Source organism: Vibrio sp. 99K-1 (assembly GCF_013114585.1).
GTDB classification, from domain to species: domain Bacteria; phylum Pseudomonadota; class Gammaproteobacteria; order Enterobacterales; family Vibrionaceae; genus Vibrio; species Vibrio chagasii_B.
On sequence record NZ_VTXF01000050.1, the window covers coordinates 26935 to 48372 of the forward strand.

The following is a 21438-nucleotide window of genomic DNA, read 5'->3' on the forward strand; positions in this document are numbered from 1 at the left end:
CTGTTTTATTTACTCTTCAATAAGTTCAGCAAATCTCTCGTACTGTTGTTCAACGATATTCCAACTTTTATCAAGTAAGGCTAGAGTGCGATTAAACTGCTCTTCAGTCATATCTTTGAAGAACATTTTATCGACTTCTTGGTGATCACCATCAAATTCGGAATGATCATCAAAGTGGTTATATTTGCTAGGGTCAAAAACGTGTTTGATATTGTTATAAAAGATGAACGCCGAACCTTCTATGACAAAATGTACCAAAATAGCTTTCTCTAAATTATCCAAGGTGAGCATCTGATGATTGAACCATATGCATAATGCTTCAAAAATTGGGTCTTCCCGTTTCTGAAAGTTTTCACGGCTATTTTTCAGTAATTCATCATGACCAAATTCCTCTTTGAGGTGTTCACTAAAGAATTTTGAGAAACTATCGTCTTCACATAATGCGCTACGTAATAAAACCATTTTTTGGAATTGGTCGGACAAAACTTGAAGGTAATCTAAAAACAAAGCTTTTTTTGAATGAGAAAATATTTTGTCTTTAGAAAACGTTTGAAATATTTTGTTGTCTTTATAGCGTTCGATGTACTGGTTATTACGCTCTTTTATTAGATGGTAGTACGCATATGGGTCTTTTTTGAAATTAACAAGAGGCATGTCTGGGTCTTCATAAAGTCCACGCTCTTCAAACTGTATAGAGAGTCCCCAATAACCATTTTCTCCTACACCAATAAAACCGTGATCTGCACCGGGTGGTATGCAGATTACATCGCCAGGAACTGCCAGGCGGTCAATACCATTCCCAAGTAATATTGCTTCGCCTTCGCAAATAATATACAACGAAGAAATTGGATGGACGTGTAGATCCAGTTTTTCACCTTTAGCCAGTCGAACCCAACTTACAGCTAGGCGTGCTTGCTCAGGAATAAAACGATTAATTTCTTCATTAGCTCGGAAGTTTTTCACCTCGCCTAAATTCTTTTCAATACCGCTTTCTACAATACTTTTAATAGTCTCCATATCTACTCGGTGATATTGAGTAAAAGTAGGTTTGCAGGTGTCTTCAATCATGTAACTTTATCTCCCATTAAAAATGTAACGAAACATTTCGTTACAATAAATAGGCGAGGAACATAGCATGAAAAAAACATAATGCAACAGTAGGCTATAAAAATAAATGCATAACTTGTTTGTTTTGACTTAAAATTAGTTGGTTTGTGTGGTTTTGTTGCGCTATTAAATTTAGAGATAGAGCTACCCCGTTTCGTGTGTTTCTTAGTTAATACAACAAGCTTCAGGCATACCTAACCCAGTATATCGCGTAAGTTTCACCCATCTGTGCATTGTAATTTTTTAAGCTCAGTTGCCCTCCTAGCAACTGTTTAACTCGATACATCGGTGTTTCTGAGAGTGAACGTTTGTGGTATCCATATCTCCCTTTCCAATACTTATTTGAGCCGTATGTGTTTGTTTCAGTAAGTTAGGGAATACTTCTCCATCTGTAACCGTTGATAAAATTAACTCGGCGGCAATGATCTCATGAGTGCTTGTATCGACGGCAATATGAAGCTTTCGCCAGACTCTACGCTTGCCATCCGTCCCGTGTTTTTTGACTTTCCATTCACCTTCGCCATAAACCTTAAGGCCAGTAGCATCAATGACTAGGTGCTGTACCGCTCCTCTCGTTTTAGTCTAAAATGAGACCTCAACTTGCTTGGCTCTACCACTGATGCAGGTGTAATGCGGACAAATTAACGGTACATGAGCTAATCTAAATATCGAGTCGATAAATCGTTGCAGCGCTCTCAATGGCATGGAAAAACTCGTTTCACCATGAGTGCTGTCGTGATAGCTAAATCACTGAACCGACGTGGCCTCCCGCGCTTATTCTGTTTGCTTTGCGCCCACCCGCTAATCGCCTCTTGATCAATCCAAAAGGTCAGAGAGCCACAGTTAATTAGTGATTGGTTGTATTGCTTCCAGCTGCCCACTTAGTGGCATTTAATAGTGCTACATTGAACACGATAAAGCAGGATGAGAGTGACAAGGATAGCTTGGCTGCCAAACGTAGAAAGTCAGGTTGGTCTGGTGAATATCGCTCAAAAATAATCTTTGGCTAATATTTATTCAAAGTGGAATCCCGACCTGATGAAGTGTATACCTATCGTTTTACATGAAAATTGAATAATTCCAACCTGATTAGCTTTAAGTTGTTTCAATTTAAGAGGAAGTAGAACAATAAACGATTGAAGAGTGTTTTTAACCTGTCCGATTGTTTATATCAGCAATATGCAACAAATCTCTTTACAGGCATTCATTATATGTGTATAAATATGCTCATAGAAGGCGTGTAGCTCAGTGGTAGAGCGCTGTTCCAACTTAACAGAGGTCATTGTGTTCGATTCCAATCACGCCAACCAATCTTCTTTATATCTTCTCAAACCCTAAGTTAGAGCAATAATGTATAGCGTTTGAGAAAAGTTATATCCGTCAATGATTACTCAAAAAATTTATTACCCCACACCATCAATTCTGAATACCACACTAAGTGATTTTCCATACTTGAAGGGCGTTGTTGATCAAAGGCGATACAGTCTATTGGGACAATGAAAATGGGAGCAGTGGAGGTGTTGCACCACCCTACTGTATCTATTCTTATTGTGGCTTTGTTGCGTAATTCAATGGAACTAAATCAAGAACCTACGATCTGATCTGCTACATTCACTCCCTCTCGTAGCCCTGTGCCTAAACCTCGTTACACAACACCCAACTGGAAGCAATACAACCAATCACTAATTAACTGTGGCTCTCTGACCTTTTGGATTGATCAAGAGGCGATTAGCGGGTGGGCGCAAAGCAAACAGAATAAGGAGCCAAGCAAGTTGAGGTCTCATTTAAGACTAAAACGAGAGGAGCGATACAGCACCTAGTCATTGATGCTACTGGCCTTAAGGTTTATGGCGAAGGTGAACAGAAAGTCAAAAAGCACGGGACGGATGGCAAGCGTAGAGTCTGGCGAAAACTTCATATTGCCGTCGATACAAGCACTCATGAGGTCATTGCCGCCGAGCTAAGTTTATCAACAGTTACAGATGGAGAAGCCCTCCCAAACTTACTGAAACAAACACGGCGAAGTATCCTTAAGGTGTCTGGTGATGGCGCTTACGACACGAGAGTGTGTCACGCTTCTATTAAGATTAAGGGGGCTATTGCGCTTATTCCCCCAAGAGAAGGGGCAGCCTTCTGGGAGCGTGGTCACCCTCGAAATCCCGCCGTGGGTTGCCAGAAATTATACGGCTCAAATAAGTATTGGAAAAAGCGGTATGGATACCACAAACGTTCACTCTCAGAAACAGCGATGTATCGAGTTAAACAGTTGCTAGGAGGGAAACTGAGCTTAAGAAATTACAATGCACAGGTGGGTGAAACTTACGCGATGATAAAAGCGTTGAACAAGCTTACTGGGTTAGGTATGCCTGAAACTTGTCGTGTTGACTAAGAAATAAGCGAAACGGGTTGGATCTTTCTCTAAAATCATTTAAGCATACCGGTCTGGCCATTTTTGCCCATCCCCCGAAATGGTCTAATATGATGTCAATCACATATTCAATGTCCAACGCAACAACCAGCTTTGCATTCTACTAACCTGCTATTGTTGTAAACTCTTCTCTCTCCTAGGCCAAATTTTCATCATTTGTACTGATGTTTGCCGATTTGAGTGCCGCGGCTAATTTATTGAAGTCAACTGTCTGCATAAATTCATCCACATTGAATGATGCCCCCAGATCGCTGAATTCAAATCGACCATAAAAATTAATATGTTGCCAGGCGACTGGTGATATTTTCTTGATTTGCTCAGGCGTAAGTATTGAATCAGGTGACTCACCGGTTATCAGCCCAGAGAGCAATTCCGCATTAAAATAAATAATTGCGTTGGCGATCAGACGCGTACATTCATGCAGGATGTGTTGTTCAATTTCGCTTTTCACTCGCAACTTACCACCGTTTACATGGGCAATAGCTTTCTTCAGTCGGTGGTAAGCCTCACCCCGGTTTAGCGCTTTAGTCACATGTTTACGAAGCAGGCGGTCATCCAGATAATCCAGTAAGTATATACTGCGATAGATATTATCGAGTTCCCATAGAGCTTTCTTGGTTCGGTTTTGCCTTGCGTATGAACTGAGCTTTCTCACGATGGCAGACTGCGTAGTTTCTTTCTGTCCCAGTGACGCCATGATGTGCTGGATATTGGACCACTCCTCGATAATAAGCTCTTCATTGACTTTTCGACCAGGTTTGACCAAAAACTCATCGTCATAGTTCGCTGGAGATTGAAAGCCCACGATACTATCAGTCTTAGATGAAAAATTGCGGTATCGGGGGGCAAACTGGTAACCAAAGGCATGAAGGATCCAAAAGTTAATCTGATTTGTGCCGTGGGTATCGACCGAGTGACGATCAGGGTCAATATCGGTGGTGTTGTTATAGAGCAGATCAAATACAAAGTAGCTTTCATGTTCATGCGTGCCAATCACCTTCGCATTGATCGGTACATGGTTTCCAATCAGGGTTAGCGCTGAGATACCTTTCTTCAAGCCAAAGTATTTTGAGGCATGTCGGGCGTTGAAAGTATTTCGTTGAGTTTCAAATCGCTGACCATCGCTGCTCGAGTGCAACACATCAGCTTCAATGTCATAGTGCCGGAATATGGGAAGTTTCGCGGTGGCATTGGCAATCAGATCATTGGTTTCTTTCAGTGTTTCCAGGCGGAAGAAATTCCGGTAAGTGGTTTGTAGCTCCTGGGTATCCACATCAGAGATATCCCCCATCCGGCCCAGACTCATGTTGGTACCCAGCGCAACGATACAAGCGAAAACCGTTTTCTCATCCTTGGTGCCTTTGACATAGCGATCCAGCACATGAGTAAAGCCATCAAGTAAACCGGTTTTTCGCTGGACATAACTGAGCAGGCTGGCGATACCAATTATAGGGACTGACTGGTAAAACTGGTGATTGTCCTCCTCCTCATCCCGCTGGTATGGCAGTGTCCATTTTATTTTTTCACCTTGGCCAGTGATTTTAATATCCTTATTTTCCTTGGCCATAATACGCTGGTTCACGTGTTGTATTTTGTCTTCCAGTGTCTTTTTAAGTTCACATAGGGTTTGTTCGATCGGTGCCATTAAAATGGGGAGATCCAGCTCAGTCAGTATTATTTCCTTGTGCTTGTTCCAGTGCTCTACGTGGATGAGATAGTCGGTAAAACTGCGGTATTTATTGGTTTTATGATTAAATATATCTCCAGACTCAAACGCTTTGCGAAGCAGTTTATACACAGCAAATTCGTAGCGTTCCGCAATGAGACTGCCAGGTGTGCTATCTGCATAAACATATTTTTTAAGTGCCTTGGTCAGGAAACCCGTTGGAAATTTGGATGTGGATATTCGTCGTATGACACGGCCCAATTCAAAATTGGTCTGAAGAAAGGTAGTAGCTTCGATTAAAGGGGTTTCTTCGGCGTTACTTTTAAAATCAATGGCCCTGACGATCTGCCGTACATTCTTCTTGTTGGAGCCAGACAATGACTGCAAATGCTGCCACTGGTACTCTTCCTCATCAAATCCGGCAGAATTAATAAAAGTTGTTACATTCACCATTTTCTCGCGCGCCAGTAGTTGGAAAGCGCGTTCTCGAATTTCACCAAAGGATAGCTGGTCATCAATGTCGGGACTCAGGAAGAACTCCAAAATTTTGCCCGTCATCTTGATGTCTTCGCTGGCCTGGGAGGTTTGCCGGTAGATGATGTCTCGCGCATACATCTTGGCTTGCTCTTCGTAATGGCGCACGTTGTAAATCAGAGCATCGATGAGATTATCATGGATCGTATGGGTGCGATGATAAGCATAGCTGATTAGGTAAAAGTAAGCAGTCGGCGTATCAAAGCGACGAAGCTTGTATACGGAATAGTACTCTACCAGTGCAGCGTAATACCGGATGCTTTCATTAGAAAGCTCAATGGTCGGCAACCAGCGCACACCGAAGTCATACAGTGGTTTGAGTTGCTTGACTCGCGTTGCCTCACTGAGTACTTCTTTGTAACTGAAATCTCTGGGCTCCTTTTTAAGCTGAGTGACCCAGTGCAAGCCAGTAGAATCATCAGCCAGAATAGCGGAAAGCGCCTCTTCAATTTCAGGTTCCATACTTCGCATCAGCTGTTTACTGATCCGTTGACGCTCTTCAGAGAGGCAACGACCAATCAAATCCTGAAATGTACTGTACGCCGGTGGCACAACGTGCTGCTTATTCAGGAAGCCAAGCAGCTCCCGTAAAATAAAAATAGGTTTGGCAGATCGGCGAACAATACGCCCAGCAACATCTTTTAGCTCAGTGCCAGTTTGTTTGTCGTATCGACGAAAACTGAAATGCCTACAAATAATTTTTTGCTGGTTGATACGAGTTTGTTTACTTGGCACTTTGAAATCACGGTCGATGCTATATGGGAAATATGTGCCGACAATGTGGGAAGTATCGTTTACCACCTCTTCAGCATCAAACCTAAAAAACATTCTTTTGGCCTTAAAATAGCCGAGCTGAAGCACGAAATATATCTTTGAGCTAAGCAGCCACTTTTCTTCAATAAGGCTGACTTCGCTGTTGGTCATATCGAAGTAATACTCTCGGTCTTCCTGGGTAAATCGAGGGAAACCGAAATAATCCTGAATTTCAGATTGAGTAAGAATGTTCAGTCGGTTGGGATTCACTGCCATAGACAATTATTAACCCTTCTTTATTATCAAGGACTCTCATCCATCTCAACAAACGGTCGTTTTTTGAGAGGCATGAACGGAGAATCACTATGTACAAGAAACCTGTACTTAGTTGTCTCATATACACATCTCTACTATCATAATCACATTAACTCATTAAAATGCAAATAAACGAGACGATGAGCAGAAAAGTTGGATACGCGCGAGTCAGTACCCATGAGCAAGAACTGAATCTTCAGATTGATGCTCTGATAAAAGAAGGGTGTAAAGTCGAAGTAATATTTACAGATAAGATTTCGGGAGCAAATGCGTCTAGGCCTGGACTGGAAGAGTGCTTAGAAACGCTGGTTTCTGGAGACACACTTATAGTGTGGCGACTGGATCGGCTAGGCCGCTCGATGTCACATCTGATAAACCTGATTGAATCCTTAATTGAAAAAGGCGTTGGCTTTAAATCGATTCAGGATGGTGCAATCGACACAACCACAGCTTCTGGTGAGTTGATGTTCAATATATTCAGTGCACTGGCACAATTTGAACGTCGCCTAATACAGGAGCGTACACATGCTGGACTGAAGGCAGCTAGAGCCAGAGGAAGGAATGGGGGCAGACCAAAGATTCGTGACAGCAATCCAAAAGTTCAGATGGCGAAAGAAATGCATCAGAAAAAGTCTCTCCCAATCGATGCTATCTGTCAGTCCTTGTCTATTTCTCGAGCAACATTCTATCGTTATTTATCACTTTAATTTCGTCTAGATACTGTGATTAGACCATATCGGGGGATGGGCAAAAATAGCCATAATCGAAGCTGGCAATGTATCAATAGGATTGTTGCGCAGAAGAGCACGAGGGATCAGAGATACCGAATACTTCAAACTGAAGATCAAACAGCTTTCAGTACCTGAGGTGAATTCAATGTTATACCCTTCTGTCAAGCTCATCTAAGCGGAGAAGAGCCCTACAGGTATGGAAAAGTTAAAAAAAACCACTTTCCAAGAGTAGGGAAAGTGGTAAAACGTAAGTGGCTTAAATAACAAGAGAGTTATTCACAACCAAGAATATGCAATTAAGTTATACAGGGCAATTGTCGCTAAATTACAATCGAACAAAATCTAGACTAACTGATTTTTGGGCAAAAGTTACTTAGATATAAAACTCTAATTAGCTCTCCTGATATTACTTTTTTGGGTGAAAAATAGCATTTATCTCAGTTGCTATTAAGTATGTTTCGAATAGATATTCAAAAAGTAACAATTTACAGGTTCCGCCATGCTTACCCTAGTAAAGCATCAATGCTTAACCTTCAGTACCTTCGTATCCAAGCTCAGTTCTTTTACATATTGTGAATGAAAAAGAAGCCTCCGATGCTAGAGTTACTAAGGCGTGTTGATCTTTCGTGAGTGTTTTTTTGAACAGCATGGTAAAGAGTTATAATTTGCTTCGCCAAAAGTAAAACCATAACCAATACCATGCCAAGAACAATGCTAACTGATATTCGTTGGGAACTGCTACTCCAAGTTATGAAAAATACAAGTCGTATTTACGATAAAACTGAACATCGAATGACATTTGAAGGAATACTTTATCGAATGAGAACAGGTATTCCTTGGAGGGATCTACCCTCTGAGTTCGGAGAGTGGAGTACCGTTTACAGACGATTTAATCTTTGCTCAAAGAAAGGGATTTTAGATAATATTTTCAAAAGCTTATCTAGTATGGCTGATTTTGAATGGGTATTTCTTGATGGCTCTATAGTTAGAGCGCATCAGCATAGTACAGGTGCAGCTACTGAAAGCTCAGAGCAAATAGGCAAAAGTCGCGGGGGCAACTCAACCAAAATTCACTTAGCCGTGGATAGTGGTGGCCTGCCGATTTGCTTTGATTTATCAGAGGGACAACGCCACGATATAGTGCATGCCGAAAGCTTAGTTGAGCAACTCGATGAAGTTAATACCATCGTTTGTGATAAAGGATATGACAGCGAACCTTTCCGTACTTTTGTTAAGGAGTGTGGCGGAGAAACGGTAATTGCTAAACGCAATTACGGACAAGATATAGACAAAGATAGTATGGATTGGTGTCTGTACAAGTATCGTCACTTGGTCGAAAATGCCTTTGGGAGAATTAAGCATTATCGAGCTATTTCAAGTAGATATGACAAGCTAGAAAGGGATTATGCCAGCATGTTATCGCTGGCATTCATGTTAATGTGGCTACCGATGTATTGTTGAACACGAAATGTACAACAAAGATCAACACGCCCTAGCTTTACTTAGACTATACGGCCTTTAAACTCTTAACTGGAAATTATCCGCAGCTGAGTTCGTACCGGAGTTGTAGTAGGTTTTATAGCCATCAATAAAATAACTGGTGCCATCAGCTCTAATGACTTCAAATATTTCCCAGCGAGAAGTACCACTATCTGCTGGCTGAGGGACGTAACCCCCAGGGCAGCTAAACGCTTTAGAATCGAACAGAGCCTCGCTTACTCGAAATACCTTGAAGTATGTGCCATTCGCTTGATTGATACGTGCCCACCGCCCCTCAATGGTCTCATAATTGTTATTGCCATCTAATAGCCAATCCCAATCACTGCCATCAGGCAGCCCACAATAAACGTAGGTTGAGGTATTCGCAAAAGCTGATGAAGCCATGAGCAGAGCACTGAAAGCGATAATTTGTTTTAATTTCATATTGTTAAGCCTTGACGTTATTAGTATGCGCTAAAAAAGCTGTTCATTTTTAATGCACAACATATGATCCAATCAAGTGCATATTAAGTGATTGGGCTAGAGATCACATTAATTAGAGATTATGCTACGGGCTATATAACTCAGTTCCCCGTCCTCCAGATGAAACGCAACACTTGATTGCCCTATGGAGGCTAAGTGCTTTATACGGTGTTGTTGCAAAAAATCAGGCCAGGGCTCAGAATCATTTCTTTCCCATCGAATCCAGCGATTCAATGACCAACCCCGAATTCAAATGGAAACACTTTGCCCCTGAGATCATCCTTTGGTGCCTTCGCTTGTCTGGTTCGAGCCCGATGAGTTATGCAAACCTCAGTGACATGCTGGCAGAACGGGGGATCTCGGTTAATCGTTCGACCATTTATCGTTGGTTCATTGAATATGGCCCGACATTACGTAAGAAGTTACGTCGCCATCAATTTATCCGGACAGACTCTTCGTGGCAGCTCGATGAAACCTATGTAAAAGTGCAGGGGAAATGGCACTACCTTTACCGTGCTATCAATAAACAAGGCGAGACGCTGGATTTCTATTTCTCCCACAAACGTAATAAAGAAGCTACTTATCAGTTTCTTAGGCGTCGCCTGAGATATTACGACGTAGACAATCAGCCTAAAACATTAAACACCGACAAACATTCCTCATACGCCAATGTGATTGCTCGCTTGAAGAAGGAGGGACGACTGCGAGCGGATGTCGAGCTGCGGCAAGTGAAGAGCCTCTAATGACAGATACCGCCTTAGTTGGCGGTATCTGTGTTGATATTAAAAAGTCAATGAGTCGGTTCGCAGACGCTTACGGTCAATTTAGGGTTTTCGTAGGATTAGTGTATCTGAAATTGCCAAAACAGCCTGAAGGCGTTCATTAAATACCCGTGTTTAGATTGTAGAGCAGGAGTTGGGTCAGTCAGGCATTCATTTTGACGTGAGTTAAACCGCGATTGTTCAGGTAAGGAATCATTGAGATTCCTTACCTTTGAACACCTAGATCTATCTGTCTCGGTAGATTAATTATACTTAAATCGGCATTTATCCTTGATGCAGTTTATTCTATACAGCTCTTCCCCATCTTCGCCATGCTCACGTACTAAAAAGAAAAAAATCTTTGTTCTTCCGTCTATATATGCGAGAGCTATTTCTGCATCCTCTCTTTTCAATCCTTCTTCGACTAAATGTACCTCTAAAGTGTCAAGAGCTATGTATTCAGTTTTCTTATCATGCAGGGGGGTGAAACCCGCAAATGATAGAGAGGAAACAAATAGGGAAAAAAAATATAAAAAAATACGCATATTTCACTTACTCGTTAAGAATGAATAGTAATTTGATTTAAATGTAGTACTAAGCAATTATAATATAAAGTTTTATATTATAATTGCCGTTAATTTAACGTAATCCCCGTTGTGCTAGAGGCTTTTTCCAATCTCTTGTTGCAACAATTTTAAAATGTCACATTTACTATGTGACCATTTCTTTTTTCATTGAGTTGAAAACCGCTAAAGTCATGCGTGCCTGTCTTTGCTGTTATTTTTATTAATGCCATACCTAGTTGTTGAGCTAAGTAGTTTTACTTTTTTGTGTAGGCTTTTAACGTACCATTTTGATAAGTAAATTCACTATCAACAGTTCCGTCTTCGTAATAAACTTTTCCAATCCCATCTAGCTTACCTTTCTTATAAGTAAACTCCCTTTTAAGGTTTCCACTCTCGTAGTAGATTCTTCCTATACCTTCTCGCTTTCCATTCCGGTATTCAAACACACTCTTCAGAGCACCACTCTCGTAGTATTCCTTTACGACCTCAACAGAAGATCCAAGTAAAAACCCACTTAATAGACTGAATATTAAAGTTTTAATCATGCTCATCGCTTTTATTTTTATAGAAAATGGTTTTCTTTAAATGATACACTAAATGTGAAACTATATGAATATTGAGTTTGTATTTTATCTGGATTTAACGTAACAGCACTTAGTGCGTGCCAATAAGAATCAAACCCTCCAATGAGCGCAAGCTTACTGCTTGTGCTAAGTCCCGCAACTTCACTTTTCAAGAATTGTGAACACCAGGCGACGTTGTCATATGTTCGTATTTCAGAGGGCTACGAAAGAAAATATGCCGTAACCGCCTGCCCTTATAAATAAAGGTCTGGCGGTTTATATTGGATTGTTCACCGAAATGGGCGCAAAACCCCTATATGTGGCTCTACGGCTTTGTTTCTGTACTCAACCCGGCCTGTCTTTTGATATCACTAGGCGACTCGGTAGCTCTCGGGCATACCAAGCTGCGTTAATCGATTTAATATTGATGCCGCTAGCATCATTTGCTCTCTCGTCATGATCGGTTCGTATTGGATTGCTTCAACTTTCATAGAATGGAAGAAGCTCTCAACACAAGCATTATCCCAGCAATTTCCTTTCCTACTCATACTTTGCCTTAGATTATAAGTGCTTATTAGGTCTCGATAGTCTTTCGAACAGTACTGACTACCTCGATCGCTATGAGTAATAACCTGCTCAGGGAAACCTCGGCGAAATAAAGCCATTGATAAGGCATCGCAGACCAGTGAGGCCGTCATTCTCGTATTCATAGACCAACCAATAACTTGTCTTGAATAGAGGTCAATAATGACAGCTAAGTACAGCCAGCCTTCGCTTGTGGCAACATAGGTGATGTCTCCTGCCCATTTTTGATTCGGAGCTGTTGCGTTAAAATCTTGAGCGAGCAAGTTTGGAGCAACGGGCATTTTATGCTTACTGTCCGTTGTACACTTAAACTTGCGTGCTGCTTTCGCTACTAAATCCTGACGTTTCATACTGGCAGCAATGGTCTTAACATTATGGTTGTCACCGCTCTCAGCCAATTCCTTTTGAATACGTCTTGAGCCATCTCGTTCTTTGCTAACGTCAAAGGCTTCTTTGACCTTGGTATAAAGCTTTTGGCGAGCTGCCTCGCGTTGAATCGCCTTGTGACGATTCTCAACCCAATAATAAAACCCACTTCGAGAAACTCTGAACTCCTTAGCCATGCGAGTAACACTAAAACTCAGCAGGTGTTCGAGCATAAATTCATAGCAATTTACTTTAGATTTTTCGCGAAGTAGGTGGCGGCCTTTTTTACGATTTCTAGCTCTTCTGCTTGCTCTGCCAACTGCCTCTTTAGCTTAGCGACTTCAACGGCCAACTCTTGTTCTCGTTGGCTAATATTAGAATTCTTCTTTGTGGCTTTTCGCCAACCGTAGATCTGAGATTCATGTAATGAGAGCTGTCTTGCGGCTGCAGCGACCCCCCACTTTATCTGCCAGCTTCAGGGTTTCTGCTTTAAATTCAGGAGAATGGATAATACGTTTCTTCTTGCTTGTCATGGTTCACCTCATTAGTGATTGTACTCACTTAACTCAGTGTCCAAAACTGCTGGTGCGGATCACTCTTGAAACAACCTTAAGACTAATCGAAACAGATACAGTAAGTATGTTAGCTATTGCTGATATGGCATTTTGAAGTTGTTGTCAAAATTGAAACTATGGTATTCTTTACTACACTTTGGAGGTGGAAATAGTGAAGATTTATATCACTGACGAATTTGAAAAATTGATGATTAAAGCCAGATTAGATAATAAAATTATCGTTAAGGTGGCGAATGAGCTTAACAATGGTTTGCATGATGGTGAGCTACAAAGTGGAAAGCTATATAAAAAGCGTGTTCCGTCACCAGGTCAAGGTAAACGAGAGTCAAACCGAAGTGTTATAGCTATTCAAAAAGGTAATAGGGTGTTCTTCATCGATGGTTGGCGAAAGAAAGATGTCCCAAAAAAAGGTAAAGAAATACCAGATAAGTTATTGGAAACCTACAAGTTACTCGGTGAAAGCTTCCGTAGCTTAACGGATGAACAGATTGAACAAAACATCTTAGATGGTCTGCTAAGAGAGGTTAGAAATGATGGATGATCGTTTAGAAAGAATGCAAGCAATGGCGAAGCGCTTTAATGCCAACGGCTCAATTGATCAGTTAACCATGCGTAAAATTGATGCCTTGGCTATGAGTGCCAAGCGTGAAGATATGACCGCAGCCAGAATTCAGAAGTTGAGAAAGCGTGAGCATATAAGCCAAGCTGTTTTAGCAACTGTGCTGAATATGAGTAGCGAAAGCGTTCAAAAGTGGGAGCAAGGTAAAACTAAACCTCAAGGGGCTGCATTGCGTCTTTTGAATATCATTGATGAGAAAGGTATAACGGCAGTTATATAGTCGTTATTCACGTATGGCGATAGTTTAAAAACCACTTCACTACGAAGTGGTTTTTTATTAACGGTTGTGTTTATAAGCACGTTTGTTTATATTTAAGGCTGATTTAATTGTAAGTACATAGAAATGACATTAGCTGAATACATTGAAACTCGATACGGGACGCACAGAGGCGCACAAGCTGAGTTCATCAAGGACAATCCTCACATACTTCCCCAAGAGCTTACACGTTGGAAGAAGACTCACAGTGTTCACTTGGAAACTGGTGAGATCTATAAAGCGACTTCAAAGAAAGTGATTTTAAAGAATACAAAATAAACAGTTGTGCTTATAATTTATTTATCGGTTAGGCAAACAACGGTAAGTAACTATGACGGACGCAACTATCAACCCAATTATTAGCCAACTAAAAACGGAGGAAGAGCAACTTACTTCCTTGGGTTCTAAGTTAGAGAAAACGGCGCAATGGATGATGGACGCATCAGGAACTCCAGAATTTAGTGATAGACAAGACGTTTATTATCCGCAGTTGAATGAGTGGAGAGAGCAGAAAGCAAAAGTTAACGCTCTTTATATGCAAAGAGCGAACCTATCTTGTATTGATGAGCCGACTTCACATACAGCAGTGGCGAAAATGATGGAAGAGAAACGTGCAATAAAAGAAGCCACTGTTACCAGTACCACTTATGAGAGAGCACAAAGGCGCTTATTTAAACGGGTTAATAGCTTCCTTAGTGGTCGCTAACTAATTGACTAATCATTGGGCGGTTCGCCGCCTTTGTACCGACAGAGAGGAATTTGTATGACCAAATCACCACTTGAACTAGGCAAAGAAGCTCACGCTAAAGGCATTACCATGCCAGCACATGATCCGGTGTTAATGGCGTGGCTACAGGCTAATACAACGGGTGTAGTTGGTTCTGCTATTCCTCACTTCAAAGAATGGCACAAAGGCTTTAATTCAGCCGTTGATGCTGAATGCGAAAAAATTCTAAATTCATAAATCAGGGGAAAGATCCAGTGGGCAGTTGGTTGGTTCCAAAAGCTCTATCGTGTTGAACAAGCACTCAAAGATATGCCGAGGGAAGAGCGATATGTTACCCGCCAATCAAAGACTCAGTCTCTGCTCAATGAGTTTAAGATGTGGTTAGATAAATCGGTCACTCAGGTGCCCCCTAAAAGTAAATTGGGTGGGGCGATTAGCTACAGCCTCAATCAATGGTCGAAGCTAGTAAGAGTTATCGATGATGGCCGGTTAAGCATGGATAATAACCGAGCGGAACGTTCAGTACGTCCGTTCACGGTAGGACGGAACAACTGGTTGTTCTCTAATACTCATAATGGAGCACGCGCCAGTGCCGTGCTGTACAGTCTTATCGAAACCGCGAAGGCTAACGACTGCGAGCCGTATGAGTACCTCGAGTTCGTGATACGAGAAATCCCGAAACTGAATAGTGAGGATGATCATGGTCATCTTCTACCTTGGAACATGCCAAAAACGGAATAGTCCACCCTCCCCGAATAGCGTTCAGAATGACAGATACAGCCTTAGTTGGCGGTATCTGCGGAGATATTAGAAAGTCAATGAGTCGATTTAGGGACGCTTACGGTATAACTACCTTATCATTATTAATTTAAGACCATAATGTATATATTCCTCGTAGTACGTTAAAATGTCGTAAGGATATTAAGGATGAAAAAATACAGAACTACCATAAAATGGATAAGTACGTTACTCATCAGCGGTATGTTATTGGTCGGTTGTAAAGACAAGACCCAGCACAAAGAGGTCGACCTCGGTAACGTGGAGGTGAAAACACGTTCGTTTCAGATCCGCAGCTTACTCGTCACCGTCAACAGCAACACTTTACCTGTGAATAGCACCGTCACGTTTGAGGTGTTCGCTGAAACGGAAGCTTTGTTTGATGACTCACAAGAGATTACCACACATAGCCAACCATCCAGTGTGAACATTTCAGCCCTATCTGAGATCACGTTTGTATCCACGGATCCGGAGATCTTGTACATTTCAGAAAAAGAGCGAACAGGTTTTGCTCGAAAGGAAGGTTCAGTCACGGTATACGCCAACTTTAGAGGTGTGCAGAGTGCTCCGCAGGTGCTGGAGGTATTACCGCGTTAACCTTGAGTGGTGAGGTTGATAATCCAGATAAAGATAATTCGTGGGTCACCGATTCAAAGCCTTTAAAGGGATTAGATGTGAGGATAAGGAGAAAACCTTGCATGAGCTTTTAGACGTACTGATGCTTTGTTCCGTAATTTATTTTAGATACGATCATGCTTCGCTTAGTTTGCTTTTTAATCAAAGCGGCAAGTTTCAGGCACACCAAGCCCAGTAAGCTTGTTCAGCACTTTTATCATCGCGTAAGTTTCACCCACCTGTGCATTGTAATTTCTTAAGCTCAATCGTCCTCCTAGCAACTCTTTAAAATCGACTCATTCAATCCAAAAGGTCAGAGAACCACGGTTAATGAGTGATTGGTTGTATTGCTTCCAGTTGGTTGTTTTGTAACGAGGTTTAGGAATAGGGCTACGAGAGGGAGGGAGTGAATGTAGCTGAACAGATCGTAGATTATTGATTTGGTTGTATTAAATTTACGTAACAAAGCCCACTTTCGCCATTAGTCAGCTGCATAAGCAGCTGTACTGACTGAAAACAGACATTAAAAAACTTAGGGGCTTTGTTCGAGCGCCCCTAGACATCAAAGATCCTAAGGAATAAAAAAGCAAACACCAACCTCGTGACGGTGTTTCAACACATCCTAAACCGTAATGGAGCGCACGGCTTTACGCTTTTTTATGTATCAATCACAGAGTGGCGCATCACCACTTCCTTTCAGATTAGAAAGTCCATATAGCAAGGGGGGGCAGCAGTAAAAACACGAGCGCAACTAAGAACACTAACAATTTGGAATTTCGTCAGAAAAGAGCTATTAATTATACAACAGTGTCACAAGTTAAGGACTAATATTAATGATATCAGGCATTTCAAAAAGAAAAGTATTACTTACCTTAGGGGGCGTAATAGTTATTGGTGTAACCTCATTTGAGGTTACACTCTACACATATTCTACGTTGTTTAAACAGAACTTTCAGAGCGCGTTTCACAAAGGATTTCAACAGCAGCTTAACGACACCTCACAGCGAATCATCACTTTATCGTCTGATTTAAGTGTTTGCGATAAAGATGCCATAGTTAGACTAAGAGACGAAGAGTTCTTTGACTTGAACTCTCGACTAATTGGCTGGTTAGAGGATAACCGTCAGGCGTGTACCAGCCGACCTGGTTACAGCCATGTGATAATTGAAAAACCTAATATTCTGAATCGATACATTTACGAAGAAGACATAGAGTTAGACGTAATATCACTGCTTGATGGTCGCTCACAGCTAATGTTGACGAAAAAAATCGGTGACAAACGTTGGTTCTCATTATTAGAGCCATGGACTCTGTATTTTAGTGCTCATGACTGCCAAAATTGCGCATCGGTCAGCATTGGAAAGCAACCTGGTCATCCGGTGGGTTTTTACCTAGGGGACATCCCTGTTTCGTTCAAGTTCAACATCAAGACCATCCACAACTTTTATGCTAAACATGCCTTCATTTTAAGTGTGGTTTCCATCTGTTTCTATATATTCGTCCTTAGTTATATTGTGATTTGGAGGAAAAACCAACATCAGTCGCCCCAAAACCGCCTAAAGCTAGCCATCCATAATCACGAAATCGTACCGCATTTTCAGTTAATTGTGGATTCAAGAGACAATAAAAGACAACACTGTGAAGTACTTGCACGTTGGACACACGGACAGGGGATTATGATGCCCAACGTATTTATTCCGTTGGCGGAATCAACGGGATACATCGATTTAATTACCGTCTCCTTACTTAATCAAACACGGATAATGGTAAAAGAAAATAACACGATATGTCAGGAAATTATCTTTAGTTTTAATCTCACGCCTTCTCAACTAGAGCGTCCTGAATTTGTGCAAGAGCTGCTGGATTTTTGTCATCCGTCTCCTCCATTTAAACTCGCCTTTGAAATCACAGAAAGGGAACCATTTCAAGATCCCAAAAAAGCACGATTAGTAATGCAGAAGTTATCCCAGCTCGGTGTTCTTTTCGAGCTTGACGACGCGGGGACAGGCTATGGAAGTTTCTCATACATACAAGAATTAGGTTTTGATATTTTAAAAATTGACAAAATGTTTGTTGACACAATTATGTCAAATAACATCAAGATTAACGTCTTAGACGGCATCATAGAATTTGGACACACTGCGAATATAACCATGATAGCTGAAGGCGTCGAGTATGAAGAACAAGCAGATTACTTACGGAAAAAGGGCGTGTTTCTACATCAGGGCTATTACTATTCGAAGCCATTAAATCAAAAGGCATTTTTGAACAAACTGTCCACCACAGAACTCGTTAATTAAGTTTTATCGAAACCGTGAAGGCTAACGATTGTCAGCCTTATGAGTACTTCGAATCGGCTTTGTTTCCGTACTCAACCCACCCTGCCTTTTGATGTCATTAGGCAGCTCGATAGCTCTCGGGCATACCAAACTGCGTAAATCGATTTAATATTGATGCCGCTAGAATCATTTCCTGTTGTTGATTATTAAAGTCTCTACTGTGTAATTTGGGGCCAACAATTGTTTTGTAACGGTGCATCGTATTCTCTGAGACATTCCGTTTTCCATACTGCTTTGTCTTTTGCCAGCACATGGGACCTAAGGAAGAGTACGCCACAAAATTACTCATCCTTTTCGGTTATGGGCGTCGTCAGCATACAGGTTTTATTTGGGAGGAATGGCTATGTCAGTCTCTGGGAATTCGCTCGTTAATGCGTCATAGACGTCATCGGTATCGTACATTTTATCTGCTGAAATATGGTCAACGTCCACATCAACTTGCCCACATAACACGAATAATATGCTCATCACCGACAGCAAAGTGCGCTTTGCGTTAATCTCATGTTTTCCCTGATGCCATTCATCCTTACCAAATTCTTTAAGGCCAGTGGAGTCAATGGCTATCGCAGCTAAACCTTCATCAGGTTTGTCTTTTTTTGAATGTTGGCGTCTTAAGTTCAAGCTTGCAGAGACGCTTTGATAGACACGAAAAGTCAGGACAGGAGAAGTTTGTGTCGCTCATATCCTTGAGAAGACTATCGATAAAGCCTTGAATCTACCAGAGAGGTTGTTTGAATACGAGTCTCAAATAATGGCATGCCATGAGTGTGCTGTTGGATATTTTGGTGATGACCCAGTGCCATCGTAAGTGCATTGCTCAGTTTGTCAGTTCTCTATAATGTCGTCGGGTAACCAGATATCAATGCGCCCCCCGATCACGCAGACTTAGGTTGTATTCGGCATAATTGCTTTGCCGATAGGTGGGCTTTTTGAAATTATGACGTCTGGATTCGTTGTATTTGTAAGGCATGGTTATTGAGCTAGATATGAAGATATATGGCAAGGCTAAAGGAAGACACGCTCAAATCAAAATTGATGATTTAATTAGCGCGTCAACAAAGCCACTCAACTCTTGCCATCCTTACCTTGACATTCGCCTCACCATGATCTCAATTGTAATCGCTAGATGACGTGGTTGATCAGATCGCAATTTCATTATTTATTTCCGTCGAATTACGCAACAAAACCACAAGCACCTCTATAGGGTGTTCAAGCCTTCTGTGATAATAAAAGGTTATAATTGATATTCCTGGTAAGCCAGGGTTGATGATGTAGTCTATTATAAATATGATTTAGCGGTTGTTTTTACAGGTTAAATTGGCGTTGTTGCTTAAATCAGTTGAACCTTTTCCAAGTCCTGTGATCCTTTATGGTAGTTAGAACGGTGGTGACATAGGTAAAGCGGAAAAGAAGATAACTAACTGGGCGGAATACAATAAGGCTCTGTGCAAGCGTGGTAGAGGTTTCCAATATTCTGATACCGCGATTGAAACTGCTTTGATGATTAAGGGGATCTTCTCTCTGCCATTACGTGCTCTTCAAGGCTTTATTGATTCTATCTTTGAGCTATTGGATGTTCCACTGACGTCCCCTGACTACACCTGTATCAGCAAACGCTCGAAGACAGTTCAGGTCAAATATCGCAATAAATCCAAAGGAGATATTCGCCATATAGCCATTGACTCGACTGGTCTCAAAGTTTTTGGCGAGGGTGAATGGAAAGTGAAAAAGCATGGTGCCGAAAAACGCAGAACTTGGCGCAAACTGCACTTAGCTGTTGATGTAGAAACTCATGAGGTTATTCGTGCAGAAGTCAGTTTTGTAAGTTTTGGCGATAACGAAGTGCTGCCAACATTACTCAACCCTTTACGTAGAAAGATCCATACAGTATCTGCTGATGGAGCATATGACACAAAAAGTTGCCATGAGACTCTGAAAAATAAGGGCTGTACTCCGTTGATACCACCTCGAAAGAATGCGGCTCTTTGGGAAGGTGGGCATCCCAGAAATGAAGCTGTAGAGGCTCTTGAAAACGGAACAATAACGGAGTGGAAATCTGAGTCTGGTTACCACTATCGCTCAATATCTGAGACTGCAATGTCTCGATATAAAGGACTAACTAGCGGTAAATTGAGCTTGAGATGTTACAACGTTCAAGTGGGAGAAGTCATGGCGAATGTCAAAGCTATAAACAAAGTCATAGGACTAGGTATGCCTGTTAGAAGCTAACTATTAGTCAAATATGGCGTCGTTGAACCTCAAGCTGATTTGAGCAACAATGCCGGTTAAATTTATCAAAAGAGAAAATTATGAGAAATATACTAGTAAACAATCTGGTAGCTCTGATTGTTAGCACACCATTTATCGCCAATGCATCTGACAATTATAATTACTTTGTTGGACTTGACGTTGGAACTCGAATTAGTGGGAAATTAGAACAGCAAAGACAATATTTAACAGGAAGTTATGAGGGGGTTGAGACTTCCAGCTACGATTTAAGAGCTCAACCTATCGTCGGTCTTAATTCTGGTGTAATTATAAATAATAACCACCGTATAAAAATGAGTTTTGTTTACGATGATATCAAACCGGACGATGCTCCTGAAGGAGTCGATCTCGGTGTTATCTCTATAAATTACGATTATATTTTACCACTCTTTGAAAAGTTGAGCTGGACTACTGGGGTGCATATGGGCTATGAATTTGCCTTTGATAACGACTTAAATGATATACACGGCACGATCGGAGGTGTACAAACAGGTATAGACTATAAATTTGCAAAAAACTGGAGTCTAGGAGGTGAAATTTCTTTAACTACCCATGAACAACAAAATCTTTCAAATAATTATGTTTATAGAACTGTAAAAATAGAAGATGATGTTGCATTAATAACAAATATCCAATATCACTTCTGATCTCAGTTAAAGGGTAGACAGGGAATTAGTAAATTACCCTACGTTAAGGATTTGGCCAACGGTACTCACCAGTTAATGCAATGTGCTCCTAGCTCAAAGGCGATATATGTTTAGCATTTGCCTTTAATGGCGGTTGATGCAGCTATACAAGTGTCGATATATGGGTTTTATCATGGCTTTGTTGACGCGCTCATTAAATCATCAATTTTGATTTGAGCGTGCCTTACTTTATCATAGCCATCTATCTTCGTTTCCAGTTAAAAAATCATGCCTTACAA

The 21438-nt window shown here is 41.2% G+C and carries 19 protein-coding genes, 1 tRNA gene and 6 pseudogenes; 17 read left to right on the top strand and 9 right to left on the bottom strand.

Annotated features, from left to right (window positions below):
* Positions 1–9 precede the first annotated feature (9 nt).
* Together F0228_RS25080 and F0228_RS25085 are read right to left on the bottom strand one after the other, a co-directional pair.
* A complete protein-coding gene (locus tag F0228_RS25080) occupies positions 10–1068 on the bottom strand; it encodes a cupin domain-containing protein (RefSeq protein ID WP_216619396.1) in 1059 nt (352 codons plus the stop codon).
* Between the two features lie 204 nt (positions 1069–1272).
* Positions 1273–1988 (bottom strand): annotated as a pseudogene (locus tag F0228_RS25085) (IS5 family transposase).
* Positions 1989–2341: 353 nt separating this feature from the next.
* Between F0228_RS25085 and F0228_RS25090 the strand changes: the two are divergent.
* Both F0228_RS25090 and F0228_RS25095 read left to right on the top strand, forming a co-directional pair.
* Positions 2342–2417 (top strand) — tRNA-Leu (locus F0228_RS25090).
* Between the two features lie 321 nt (positions 2418–2738).
* Positions 2739–3496 (top strand): annotated as a pseudogene (locus tag F0228_RS25095) (IS5 family transposase).
* A gap of 175 nt (positions 3497–3671) precedes the next feature.
* Here the strand turns inward: F0228_RS25095 and F0228_RS25100 are convergent.
* Positions 3672–6764 carry a Tn3 family transposase gene (locus tag F0228_RS25100; protein ID WP_171763013.1) on the bottom strand — a complete coding sequence of 1031 codons (3093 nt, stop codon included), beginning with the start codon at positions 6762–6764 and terminating at the stop codon, positions 3672–3674.
* A gap of 179 nt (positions 6765–6943) precedes the next feature.
* Between F0228_RS25100 and F0228_RS25105 the strand changes: the two genes are divergently transcribed.
* From F0228_RS25105 to F0228_RS25115, 3 genes and pseudogenes are all read left to right on the top strand, one after another.
* On the top strand, positions 6944–7510 hold the full coding sequence (locus F0228_RS25105; protein ID WP_171763014.1) for a recombinase family protein: 567 nt from the start codon (positions 6944–6946) through the stop codon (positions 7508–7510).
* Positions 7511–7559: 49 nt separating this feature from the next.
* A pseudogene (locus F0228_RS25110) lies at positions 7560–7709 on the top strand (ISL3 family transposase); the annotation flags it as partial.
* A gap of 524 nt (positions 7710–8233) precedes the next feature.
* On the top strand, positions 8234–8995 hold the full coding sequence (locus tag F0228_RS25115; protein ID WP_171763015.1) for an IS5 family transposase: 762 nt from the start codon (positions 8234–8236) through the stop codon (positions 8993–8995).
* Between the two features lie 57 nt (positions 8996–9052).
* Here F0228_RS25115 and F0228_RS25120 read toward each other — a convergent pair whose 3' ends face one another.
* A complete protein-coding gene (locus tag F0228_RS25120; RefSeq protein WP_171763016.1) occupies positions 9053–9457 on the bottom strand; it encodes a hypothetical protein in 405 nt (134 codons plus the stop codon).
* Between the two features lie 272 nt (positions 9458–9729).
* Here F0228_RS25120 and F0228_RS25125 point away from each other — a divergent pair.
* Positions 9730–10230: pseudogene (locus F0228_RS25125) on the top strand (IS6 family transposase); the annotation flags it as partial.
* An 8-nt stretch (positions 10231–10238) separates the two neighbouring features.
* Entirely contained in the window at positions 10239–10382 is a 144-nt protein-coding gene (locus tag F0228_RS25130; protein WP_171763017.1) for a hypothetical protein, read from the top strand.
* 138 nt (positions 10383–10520) lie between these two features.
* Here F0228_RS25130 and F0228_RS25135 read toward each other — a convergent pair whose 3' ends face one another.
* The 3 genes and pseudogenes from F0228_RS25135 to F0228_RS25145 form a co-directional block, all read right to left on the bottom strand.
* Positions 10521–10802: a hypothetical protein gene (locus F0228_RS25135; protein WP_171763018.1), complete on the bottom strand. Its 282-nt coding sequence runs from the start codon at positions 10800–10802 to the stop codon at positions 10521–10523.
* 275 nt (positions 10803–11077) lie between these two features.
* Positions 11078–11368 (bottom strand): hypothetical protein, encoded by a 291-nt coding sequence (locus tag F0228_RS25140; protein WP_171763019.1) that lies wholly within the window; start codon positions 11366–11368, stop codon positions 11078–11080.
* A 389-nt stretch (positions 11369–11757) separates the two neighbouring features.
* Positions 11758–12645, bottom strand: a pseudogene (locus F0228_RS25145) (IS3 family transposase); the annotation flags it as partial.
* A 418-nt stretch (positions 12646–13063) separates the two neighbouring features.
* Here F0228_RS25145 and F0228_RS25150 point away from each other — a divergent pair.
* The 7 genes from F0228_RS25150 to F0228_RS25180 all read left to right on the top strand — a co-directional run bounded on the left by F0228_RS25150 (position 13064) and on the right by F0228_RS25180 (position 15888).
* A complete protein-coding gene (locus tag F0228_RS25150; protein ID WP_171763020.1) occupies positions 13064–13453 on the top strand; it encodes a type II toxin-antitoxin system RelE/ParE family toxin in 390 nt (129 codons plus the stop codon).
* A complete protein-coding gene (locus tag F0228_RS25155; protein WP_171763021.1) occupies positions 13443–13751 on the top strand; it encodes a helix-turn-helix domain-containing protein in 309 nt (102 codons plus the stop codon). The genes F0228_RS25150 and F0228_RS25155 overlap by 11 nt, the downstream gene beginning before the upstream one ends.
* A 123-nt stretch (positions 13752–13874) precedes the next feature.
* Positions 13875–14066, top strand: coding sequence for a hypothetical protein (locus F0228_RS25160; RefSeq protein WP_171763022.1), 192 nt, complete (start codon positions 13875–13877; stop codon positions 14064–14066).
* A 52-nt stretch (positions 14067–14118) separates the two neighbouring features.
* Complete coding sequence (locus F0228_RS25165) at positions 14119–14493, top strand: hypothetical protein (protein WP_171763023.1); 375 nt, start codon at positions 14119–14121, stop codon at positions 14491–14493.
* A gap of 57 nt (positions 14494–14550) precedes the next feature.
* Entirely contained in the window at positions 14551–14751 is a 201-nt protein-coding gene (locus F0228_RS25170) for a hypothetical protein (protein ID WP_171763024.1), read from the top strand.
* 12 nt (positions 14752–14763) lie between these two features.
* Entirely contained in the window at positions 14764–15255 is a 492-nt protein-coding gene (locus F0228_RS26015; protein ID WP_345775992.1) for a transposase, read from the top strand.
* Positions 15256–15441: 186 nt separating this feature from the next.
* Positions 15442–15888 (top strand): hypothetical protein, encoded by a 447-nt coding sequence (locus tag F0228_RS25180; RefSeq protein WP_145572202.1) that lies wholly within the window; start codon positions 15442–15444, stop codon positions 15886–15888.
* Positions 15889–16064: 176 nt separating this feature from the next.
* Here the strand turns inward: F0228_RS25180 and F0228_RS25185 are convergent.
* Positions 16065–16193: pseudogene (locus F0228_RS25185) on the bottom strand (IS5/IS1182 family transposase); the annotation flags it as partial.
* Positions 16194–16739: 546 nt separating this feature from the next.
* On the opposite strand from F0228_RS25185, the gene F0228_RS25190 reads away from it, so the two are divergent.
* Positions 16740–18206 (top strand): EAL domain-containing protein, encoded by a 1467-nt coding sequence (locus F0228_RS25190; protein WP_171763025.1) that lies wholly within the window; start codon positions 16740–16742, stop codon positions 18204–18206.
* A gap of 363 nt (positions 18207–18569) precedes the next feature.
* On the opposite strand, the gene F0228_RS25920 is transcribed toward F0228_RS25190, so the two are convergent.
* Complete coding sequence (locus F0228_RS25920; protein WP_253820342.1) at positions 18570–18866, bottom strand: hypothetical protein; 297 nt, start codon at positions 18864–18866, stop codon at positions 18570–18572.
* Between the two features lie 771 nt (positions 18867–19637).
* Here F0228_RS25920 and F0228_RS25200 point away from each other — a divergent pair.
* Entirely contained in the window at positions 19638–20474 is an 837-nt protein-coding gene (locus F0228_RS25200) for an IS5 family transposase (RefSeq protein ID WP_171763028.1), read from the top strand.
* Positions 20475–20554: 80 nt separating this feature from the next.
* Positions 20555–21160, top strand: a complete 606-nt coding sequence (locus F0228_RS25205; protein ID WP_171763026.1) for an autotransporter outer membrane beta-barrel domain-containing protein — start codon at positions 20555–20557, stop codon at positions 21158–21160.
* The last annotated feature ends 278 nt before the right edge of the window (positions 21161–21438 follow it).

Bases quoted from the DNA above. Each gene is read 5' to 3' on its own strand.
- F0228_RS25135 (WP_171763018.1), bottom strand. From the start codon at position 10,802: ATGCGTATTTTTTTATATTTTTTTTCCCTATTTGTTTCCTCTCTATCA.
- F0228_RS25120 (WP_171763016.1), bottom strand. From the start codon at position 9,457: ATGAAATTAAAACAAATTATCGCTTTCAGTGCTCTGCTCATGGCTTCA.
- F0228_RS25130 (WP_171763017.1), top strand. From the start codon at position 10,239: ATGACAGATACCGCCTTAGTTGGCGGTATCTGTGTTGATATTAAAAAG.
- F0228_RS25115 (WP_171763015.1), top strand. From the start codon at position 8,234: ATGCCAAGAACAATGCTAACTGATATTCGTTGGGAACTGCTACTCCAA.
- F0228_RS25080 (WP_216619396.1), bottom strand. From the start codon at position 1,068: ATGATTGAAGACACCTGCAAACCTACTTTTACTCAATATCACCGAGTA.
- F0228_RS25160 (WP_171763022.1), top strand. From the start codon at position 13,875: ATGACATTAGCTGAATACATTGAAACTCGATACGGGACGCACAGAGGC.
- F0228_RS25105 (WP_171763014.1), top strand. From the start codon at position 6,944: ATGAGCAGAAAAGTTGGATACGCGCGAGTCAGTACCCATGAGCAAGAA.
- F0228_RS25190 (WP_171763025.1), top strand. From the start codon at position 16,740: ATGATATCAGGCATTTCAAAAAGAAAAGTATTACTTACCTTAGGGGGC.
- F0228_RS25140 (WP_171763019.1), bottom strand. From the start codon at position 11,368: ATGATTAAAACTTTAATATTCAGTCTATTAAGTGGGTTTTTACTTGGA.
- F0228_RS25170 (WP_171763024.1), top strand. From the start codon at position 14,551: ATGACCAAATCACCACTTGAACTAGGCAAAGAAGCTCACGCTAAAGGC.
- F0228_RS25165 (WP_171763023.1), top strand. From the start codon at position 14,119: ATGACGGACGCAACTATCAACCCAATTATTAGCCAACTAAAAACGGAG.
- F0228_RS25180 (WP_145572202.1), top strand. From the start codon at position 15,442: ATGAAAAAATACAGAACTACCATAAAATGGATAAGTACGTTACTCATC.
- F0228_RS25100 (WP_171763013.1), bottom strand. From the start codon at position 6,764: ATGGCAGTGAATCCCAACCGACTGAACATTCTTACTCAATCTGAAATT.
- F0228_RS25205 (WP_171763026.1), top strand. From the start codon at position 20,555: ATGAGAAATATACTAGTAAACAATCTGGTAGCTCTGATTGTTAGCACA.
- F0228_RS25155 (WP_171763021.1), top strand. From the start codon at position 13,443: ATGATGGATGATCGTTTAGAAAGAATGCAAGCAATGGCGAAGCGCTTT.